This window comes from Segeticoccus rhizosphaerae (genome assembly GCF_005222685.1).
In the GTDB taxonomy this organism is placed as follows: Bacteria; Actinomycetota; Actinomycetes; order Actinomycetales; family Dermatophilaceae; genus Segeticoccus; species Segeticoccus rhizosphaerae.
In genome coordinates, this window is sequence record NZ_SWMA01000010.1 from 103,444 (window position 1) to 111,399 (window position 7,956).

General features: G+C 69.2%; 8 protein-coding genes and 1 pseudogene. 2 read left to right on the top strand and 7 right to left on the bottom strand.

From position 1 onward, the window contains the following. The first annotated feature begins 130 nt into the window (after positions 1–130). The gene (locus tag FCN22_RS09660; RefSeq protein ID WP_137121334.1) at positions 131–640 is read left to right on the top strand and encodes a hypothetical protein; all 510 of its coding nucleotides are present in this window, start codon (positions 131–133) and stop codon (positions 638–640) included. Positions 641–1,422: 782 nt separating this feature from the next. On the opposite strand, the gene FCN22_RS09665 is transcribed toward FCN22_RS09660, so the two are convergent. The 6 genes and pseudogenes from FCN22_RS09665 to FCN22_RS09690 form a co-directional block, all read right to left on the bottom strand. Beyond that, complete coding sequence (locus FCN22_RS09665) at positions 1,423–2,028, bottom strand: cytochrome c biogenesis CcdA family protein (protein WP_444965516.1); 606 nt, start codon at positions 2,026–2,028, stop codon at positions 1,423–1,425. Positions 2,029–2,319: 291 nt separating this feature from the next. Next, a pseudogene (locus FCN22_RS22180) lies at positions 2,320–2,801 on the bottom strand (DsbA family protein). A 290-nt stretch (positions 2,802–3,091) separates the two neighbouring features. Then, positions 3,092–3,646, bottom strand: a complete 555-nt coding sequence (locus FCN22_RS09675; RefSeq protein ID WP_202911500.1) for a hypothetical protein — start codon at positions 3,644–3,646, stop codon at positions 3,092–3,094. A gap of 1 nt (position 3,647) precedes the next feature. Next, positions 3,648–4,316, bottom strand: coding sequence for an ArsR/SmtB family transcription factor (locus tag FCN22_RS09680; protein WP_238384641.1), 669 nt, complete (start codon positions 4,314–4,316; stop codon positions 3,648–3,650). A 57-nt stretch (positions 4,317–4,373) separates the two neighbouring features. Next, on the bottom strand, positions 4,374–4,616 hold the full coding sequence (locus tag FCN22_RS09685) for a metal-sensitive transcriptional regulator (protein ID WP_137121352.1): 243 nt from the start codon (positions 4,614–4,616) through the stop codon (positions 4,374–4,376). A 78-nt stretch (positions 4,617–4,694) separates the two neighbouring features. Next, positions 4,695–5,096, bottom strand: a complete 402-nt coding sequence (locus FCN22_RS09690; protein ID WP_137121336.1) for a DUF302 domain-containing protein — start codon at positions 5,094–5,096, stop codon at positions 4,695–4,697. Between the two features lie 169 nt (positions 5,097–5,265). Between FCN22_RS09690 and FCN22_RS09695 the strand changes: the two genes are divergently transcribed. Continuing rightward, positions 5,266–6,633: an MBL fold metallo-hydrolase gene (locus FCN22_RS09695; protein ID WP_238384642.1), complete on the top strand. Its 1,368-nt coding sequence runs from the start codon at positions 5,266–5,268 to the stop codon at positions 6,631–6,633. A gap of 393 nt (positions 6,634–7,026) precedes the next feature. Here FCN22_RS09695 and FCN22_RS09700 read toward each other — a convergent pair whose 3' ends face one another. After that, on the bottom strand, positions 7,027–7,356 hold the full coding sequence (locus FCN22_RS09700) for a hypothetical protein (protein ID WP_137121338.1): 330 nt from the start codon (positions 7,354–7,356) through the stop codon (positions 7,027–7,029). Positions 7,357–7,956 lie beyond the last annotated feature (600 nt).

The following is a 7,956-nucleotide window of genomic DNA, read 5'->3' on the forward strand; positions in this document are numbered from 1 at the left end:
TTCCTGCCGGACGGCGAAGCTCCATTCCAGCGGGGCGTGGCCACAGCGGCTGGAGCCGGTATCGCGCTCGGATCGCACGACGGCCTGTAGAAGGCTCCCCGGCCAAGGTTGCCTCAGCTAGGTTCCTGGCATGACCAGCGACTCGTCTCATCCTGCAGCGGGCATGGTGCTTGGCGCCCTGCCGGCCGAACGCTTGGCCACCGTCGCGGTCTGTGAGCGCGATGAGGTCGTGGCTGTGGTCGTTCAGAACGACTCGGTGCGCTACGTCGTCCTGGTGGAGTGGCGCGAGAAAGAGTGGGTCGTGCCGAGCTTGATCAATGGCACAGGCAGGCCGGCCACCGGACCACCCCGGCCAGCAACGACTCAGGACCCTGTGACCTTGCCAGAATTGACATTCACCCAGTCTGGATGGCCAGCGCCCGATGGCGACCGACCCGAGTTTGCCTGGTGTGCCGTCACGGGCGGGGTCGCGCGGGACGCACGCGAAGTCGTCCTGACTTCCGAGGTCGATGAAGTCTGCACCGCGGTCCGCAGTGACGGCTTCGTACTCGGGGTGGTCAAGGCCCGATGGCACATCCGTCCCGAAGTCGCTGTGCGGACCAGCGCCGGCCACCTCGTGGTCGACGGGCGTCCATCGTGACTCGGTTCCCTTTGTCGATATCACGGCCCACCACCCGCCCCCCGCCTTCCGAAACGAACCACCGAGGCCAACTGGATGAGCGCGAAAGCGGACGGCGCGCACGGCCCACCGGCCATCCTGAACCACTCCAGTGGCACCCGCACGGACGAGGGAAGCTGCGGTGGTCAGCAGGAGCCGCGGACGATCGGGGGAAGCGAGCAGGTGGAAAGGCACGCCCAGCTCATCTAGGTGACGGTCAATCGCGTGGCCACCGGGCCGTCGGTCGCGGCAGTGCGTGCCTGCACTGGTGCAAGGTGAAGGCGGCGTCCGTGCCCCAGCCGGGCCACGGCGACCAGGACGGCGGCCACCGTGTGCCGCAGCCCGGTCCGAGGTCGTCTCCGGCACACCGGCAGCATCCGGCAGCCGCACGATCTCGTCTGGCCCGGGGCCGTAACCGGATGTTCAACCGGACAGACGGGTGTGTTGTCGCTGGTGTAGAGGCGACTGTCGTGGTCTGCGATCTCCTGCACCGTGACGGCAGCGAGTGATTGGATTACTTCGGGGCCGCGGGCCGTCCCAAACAACCGGATGCCAACGGTTTCCAGGCGAAGAGAGTCCGCGGCTCCGCGGCTTTGACTCGCAGACAAGATCTGTCCCGTGGGTCGTGGCGCTGGCGCAAAGGGGACTGGCGCATTGTGTTCGAAGGGTGGAGGGAGAGTGGCCGGCGCAGATGTTCGTTGGGATGCGGTGTTCGCCCATGTTGCCCGGCATCCGTTGAGTGACGACCTGCGGCGGGCGTCGTGTCAGGGACGGCGGTCCTGCTCGGCGGGTTCCGGTGCTGCTGCCGGCTCGCGGGGCGGGATGTCTGTCCGGCGCATCCGGGACCATGCGATCGTCCCCGCCAGGATCGCTACTGCGGCCGGCAGGGCCCACGCGGGGATGGCCGTGGCGAGTCGAGTGACCAGTTCCTGGGCTCGCACCTCGAGGTCGGTCGTGTCACCCAGCCCCAGCACACCGGTGATCCCGGCGGTGCCGTCGAAGCGGAGGAACAGCGCCCCGATGGCCACGAAGAGCAGGCCGGCGACGAGGTTGGTCGTGTGCAGCCGCACCGGTCCCAGGGCCAGCTCGCGGCCCCGCAGCCAGGCGCGCCGGCCGAGCTCGTAGCGGTCCCAGAACCAGGCCAGGACGAACAGCGGCAACGCCATGCCCACGGCGTAGGCCGCGAGCAGCACCCCGCCGCGCAACGGTGAGTCCTGGGTCGCGGCCAACATCAGGATGGCCCCGAGCACCGGTCCGGAGCAGAAACCCGCCAGCCCGTAGACCGCGCCGAGGGCGGCGGTGGACAGGTAGCCGCCTCGCCCTGCGCCGCGGGCGGTCGACCAGGCTCGCAGGCGGCCGGTGAATGGCATCCGGAAGCCCCCTCCGACCAGGTGCAGGACACCCAGGGCGATGATGGCCCACCCGGCGACCGCGATGAGGGTGGCGCGGTGGCCGTAGACCAGCCCGGAGACGGCGGCGGCGCCGCTGCCGAGCGGGACGAGGGTGGCCCAGCACGCTGAGGTAGAACGCGCCGGTGCGGGCCACCAGCGCGCTGCGGCTGGAGAAGGCGTAGGCGAAGAACGACGGGAGCAGCAGGGCGCTGCACGGTGACAGCAGGGCGAGCACCCCGGCGGCGAGCGCCGCGAGGAGGCTGACCTCGGTCATGGTGCGTCGGCGGCGGCCTCCTCGATCGCCTGGGTGAAGACCTTGGTCGGTTGTGCGCCGATGACGCGCTTGCCGTTGATGATGAACGCGGGCGTGCCGGTGACGCCGATCGACTGTCCCTGCAAGAAGTCCGCGCGGATCTGCGAGGTCAGCTCGGGGTCCTTCACGTCCTTGTCGAGCCGGTCACCGTCCAGTCCGACCGACTCCGCGAGCGTGACCAGGTGCGCCTTGGTGAGGGTGCCGCTGTTCGGCGCGGCCTGGTCGGCATACAGGGCGTCGTGCAGCTTCCAGAACCCGTGTTGGCGCGCCGCGGCCCGGGCGACCAGGGCTACGGTGCCGGACTCCTCGCCCAGGTACGGGAAGTCGCGCCACTCGATGCGCAGCTGCCGTTCTTGACGTACTTGTCCACCAGCAACGGTTCGGTGTCGCGGGCGAACTTGCCGCAGAACGGGCACTGGAAGTCGGAGTAGTTGATCATCACCACGGGTGCGTCGACCCAGCCCCGGGCCAGCGGGTCGCCCGGCTTGCGGCGCACCAGTTCGGCGAAGGGGTCCGGCGCACCGGACTCGCCCGGCGCGGTGGACTGCGCTGGGCCCCCCTTCGACGGGGCTGAGCTGGCCGTGCTGGGCGTGGCCTGTGGGTCGGCGTCCGGCGACCGGCTGGTCAGGACCGCGAACACCGCCACGAGGGCGGCCACGACGGCCACCACCACGGGGATCGTCGCCGTCCGCCGTCGGCGGCCGGGAGAAGGGGAGGCCGAGGGGAAGGTCACTGGTTCTCCTGCGAGATCGTTGACGGCGTCGTCGGTTTGGTCCGCCGCGGTGGGGACGGGGCGGGGTCCTCGACGTCGACGGCGCAGCGCCGGGCACCGCGCAGCCTAGCCAGCAGTGCCCAGGCCAGCAGGCCGATCGCGCCCGCCTGCAGCAGTGGCTGCAACGGCTGGAACCAGGTCAGCGCGCCCGTGTAGCCGAGGACGAGCAGGACCACCTTGTTGCAGACGGGGCAGCCCACGGCGAAGAAGGTGAGCAGGCTGCCAACGACGCCGAAACGGCTCGGCCGCGGGGAGCCGGCGGGGCCGGCCGGGTCGGTGGCGCCGGAGGGGTGGTCGGCCACGTAGCTCGCGGCCAACAGCCCCACGAGCAGGGCCGAGGCCAGCAGCGACGGCCACGCCCACCACGTCGGTGGCACGTCCCGGGTGAACACGGGGGTGTCGAACAGGTCGGTGGGGACGGCGACCGCGAGCAGGTAGGCGACCCCGACTCCGGCCGCCACCAACCAGCGGCGCGGCACCCAGGTGCCGAGCGTGCGCAGGTCAGCGAGCACGTCATGCCCCTGCGGCGACGGGCAGCCCGGCCAGCCGCCACTCGAGGAAGCCGTCCTCGAGCCGCAGGGCGTGCCGGTCGCGGGTGCCCAGCAGCGTCACCGCATCGTGAGCCAGCACGCAGTAGGCCCCGCGGCAATAGGCGACCAGCTCACCCTCGGCGAGCTCGGCCAGGCGGTCGGTGAGCTCGGCCAGCGGCACCGAGACGGCGCCGGGGATGTGCCCGGCGTCGTATTCCTCCAGCGGCCGGACGTCCAACAGGGTCACCGCGCCCGACTTCAGCCGCCGGGCCAGCTCGGCGCGGCTGATCTGGTCGACCTCACCACCCCCCAAGCCCAGGTAGGCCGTCAGCGCGGCCTGGACGTCCGGAGAGTGGGTGCGCGCGGTGGCGCCCAGCGCGGCATACAGGGTCGCGACGTCGGGGCCGGCGACCCGGTAGATCACCCGGGTGCCCTCACGTCTGGTGCGCACCAGGCGCGCAGCACGCAGGATCTGCAGGTGCGCCGACACGCTGCTCATCCCCTGGCCGGTGGTCCGGGCGATCTGCTCGACCGAGTGCTCGCTCTGAGCCAGCAGCTCGATGATCTCCAGCCGCTTGGCGCTGGCGAACGCCTTGCCGACCACCGCGAGCTCGTCCAGGACCGTGCCACGCTCCATCATCTGCTTCTCCAAAGATTTATGGAATAGTGTGACACACGATGAAGCGGACGGAACCGGTCCGGGCGATCGTCAGGACAGGGTGAGGAAGAGCTTCTCCATGGCGGCCTGCTCCTGGGCGCTGGTCCCCTCGGACGCGGAAAGGCACTGGCGCATGCCGGAGGAGATGATCACGAAACCGGCCCGGTCGAGAGCACGCTTGACTGCGGCCAGCTGGGTCACGACGTCCTTGCATTCGCGTCCCTCCTCGATGAGGCGGATCACCCCGCCGAGCTGTCCTTGCGCCCGGCGCAGCCGGTTGAGCACGGGCGTCATGTCATCGGTGTCAAGCGTGACCACGAGCTGGTCCCTCCTGTTCGGTCGACGGATCCAGCGGCGGTCATCCAGCGGGGGTCATTTAGCGGTGCCCTGCAGGGACTGCACGGTGGCCTGGATCCGGTGGCGGGCCTCCTCGGCCACCTCTCGCAGGTTCTCGTTGCCGGCCAGCGAGATCATGATCGCGGGGTCCATCGCCTCGACCACGCACTCGTGGTCGCCAGTGGCGCGGACCACCACGTTGCACGGCAGCAGCACCCCGATGGAGGGCTCGGTCTGCAGGGCCTGGTGGGCCAGCTGCGGGCGGCAGGCGCCGAGGATGACCTGCGCCGGCACGTCGACCCCGAGCTTGTCCTTGAGCGCGGCAGCGATGTCGATCTGGCTGAGGACTCCGAAGCCCTGGGCGGACAGTGCTTCCCGAACCTGGTCGAGCGCACGCTCGAAGGGCGCGTCCAGCGTGGTGGAGATGGCGTACGTCATGTTGTGACCTCCTGTTCGCCCTGTTCGTCATGTTTCGATCGATGCCTTCACCATACCTGCCGGGGTATGACCTGTCCCTTCCCTCACGTGGGGAATGGATGCCACATCCGCTAACGTTGGGCTAGCTGAACGAATACCCCCCTGGGTATTACGCACGGATAGGAGCGACGTGGACATCCCTTGGATCATCAGCATCGAGACCCCCAGCCTCGGCGACCGCAGCTACCTCGCCCACGACGGGCAGGTCGCCGCCGTGGTCGACCCCCAGCGCGACATCGACCGCGTCCTGGACGCAGCCGCCGGAGCCGGGGTGCGGATCACCCACGTGTTCGAGACGCACATCCACAACGACTACCTGACCGGGGGTCTCGCGCTCGCCCAGGCGACCGGCGCGGCATACCACGTCAACCGGGAGGACGCGGTGTCGTTCGCGAGGACGCCGATCGGTGACGGGGACGTCATCGACGTCACGCCCTCGATGTCGATCGGGGTGATCGCGACACCCGGCCACACCTTCACCCACCTGTCCTACGCCCCGCGCTGGCAGGGTGAGCCTGTCGCCGTCTTCACCGGCGGGTCGCTGTTGTTCGGCGCGGCCGGCCGGCCCGACCTGCTCGGCCAGGAGCACACGACCGCGCTGGCCCGCCACCAGTTCAGCTCGGTCCGCCGATTGGCGAAGGAGTTGCCGGCCACGGTCGACGTGCTGCCGACACACGGCTTCGGCAGCTTCTGCTCGGTCGGGTCGACGGGAGGGGCGACGGCCTCCACCGTCGGACGAGAACGCGAGGTCAACCCGGCTCTGACCTCCACGGAGTCGGACTGGGTCGCCGAGACGCTGGCCGGTCTGGACGCGTGGCCGGCGTACTACGTCCACATGCAGCCGGGCAACCAGGCGGGTCCGCCCGCCGCCAACTTGACTCCACCCAAGGAGGCGGACCGGGACACACTCGCCAGACGGCTCACCGACGGCGAGTGGATCGTCGACCTGCGCAGTCGCGCCGCGTTTGCCGACGGGCACGTCCGCGGCACCTTCAACATCGGCATCGACGGCCAGTTCGCCACCTACCTCGGCTGGCTGATCCCCTTGGGCACGCCGCTGACCCTGCTGGGTGATTCCCCCGAGCAACTTGCCGAGGCCCAGCGCGAGCTGGTCCGGATCGGTGTCGACCGCCTGGAGGGTGCGGCCACCGGCTCGCCGCACGACTGGACCCACGAGCCGCTGGGCAGCCACCCCCGCGCGGCCTTGGCGGACCTGGCCCAGGTCCGCCATCATCGACCGGTGACCGTGCTGGACGTCCGACGAGACGACGAGTACGCCGCCAGTCACCTCCAGGACGCCGTGCACATCCCGATCCACGAGGTTCTCGTCCGCCTGGACGAGGTGCCGCAGGGTGAGCTGTGGGTGCACTGCGGCAGCGGCTACCGCGCCTCCATCGTCGCCTCCCTCCTCGCAGCCCGAGCACACCACCTCGTGCTCGTCGACGACGACTACGACCAGCACGCCGTCGACGCCGGCCTGCCCATCGTCACGAACTGATGGCGGCACTCATCGTGAACGTTGTGTACCCGCCGTGCCGTTGAGCCCTGGCTGTCTCAGGTCAGATCTGGAGTCCGCAATCGTTTAGGCGGCCTCGTCCTGACGCTTCGAGCAAAGACGACAAGCCGCGGAGGTCGTTCAGCATTCCGTTCCACTGAGTCACTTCGGCGCGGTCAACCGATCGTCTGTCAACGGCAATCGAATGGGCCGCGAGGCGGTGGACGACCCCGCAGGCTGTGACCTGTTGGGTGGGATGCGCAGCCGACCCAGGCTCGTCTCGTTTCATCGGACCGAGCGTCGGCGGGATGCTGCCATCTGGAGGCAACGCGTTCCTTCTCATCGAATCGACGCATCAGCACGATCCTCCCTACCCGCTATCCGGGTCCGAGCCGGTCATGGCTGCCGACTCCCCATCGCGGCCTCGTCGGGCTCGGCTTGGGCCAGCCGTCGGAGCCGCGCGGCCTCCCTGGTCGTCAGACCCTCACCACACCACTGCACGGTCTCGCGCAACGACATGCCCTCGTCCCCGGTTAGCTTCACCAGGGCTTGACCGGCCCGCTGCTCGCACCGGGCGACCGTGGCCGCCCGCTCGGCAATGGCCTGCACCACCGTCACGGCGAGCCCACTGCGCCGCTTCTCTTGGTCAGCGTTCTCGGCCCGGATCCTTGCCTGAGCATCCAACGCCGCTCGCCTTGCTTGCTGCCGCGCGGACTGCTGCGTCATCTCAACTCCTCTCTATCCGATCTTCACCATCCGCAAGCCCGCGCCAGCCGCGCCAGTGGACACCCCAGAGACGACGACGTCCCCACATCTGCACTCAGCGCCAGGCCCGGCCACTGAGTCGACCGCGCTGCTGCTGCCCGGTTCGGAGGAGGGTTGCAAAGCATGGCTTTGTCTGAGCTGGGTTTGCAAAGTCGATCTGAACGATTCGTTGTGTGCCGTTCAACTTCACATTTCAATTTCGGCGGCGGCCCCAGGCGGGGACGCGGTGCTTCTCGCCATCCCGGTGATGTGGCTGACCGCGAACCCGGACATCTACACGTCGGTCGACTGCACACCGCCAGGGCACGCGACAGGGTCATGGACCAACAGTCCTGATCGTCGGCCGGTTCAGCGCCGACGAGCAACTTTCATCTGGACGCCGCAACTTCTCATGCAAGCTTCACGTGAACGTTGCATGGTTCATCCGAACAGGACAAGACACACGCCGCGCACCCCCACCGAAAACGCCAAACCCCGAGTCCGACACAGACCCGTGAATACCCTTGCCGGGCGCAGGGGTGAGCGACCGGGTGGTTGACCCGGTTGTGAAGGTGCCGTTGT

Coding starts and splice junctions, on each gene's coding strand:
- FCN22_RS09700 (WP_137121338.1), bottom strand. CDS start 7,356: ATGACGCAGCAGTCCGCGCGGCAGCAAGCAAGGCGAGCGGCGTTGGAT.
- FCN22_RS09660 (WP_137121334.1), top strand. CDS start 131: ATGACCAGCGACTCGTCTCATCCTGCAGCGGGCATGGTGCTTGGCGCC.
- FCN22_RS09690 (WP_137121336.1), bottom strand. CDS start 5,096: ATGACGTACGCCATCTCCACCACGCTGGACGCGCCCTTCGAGCGTGCG.
- FCN22_RS09685 (WP_137121352.1), bottom strand. CDS start 4,616: ATGACGCCCGTGCTCAACCGGCTGCGCCGGGCGCAAGGACAGCTCGGC.
- FCN22_RS09665 (WP_444965516.1), bottom strand. CDS start 2,028: ATGCCATTCACCGGCCGCCTGCGAGCCTGGTCGACCGCCCGCGGCGCA.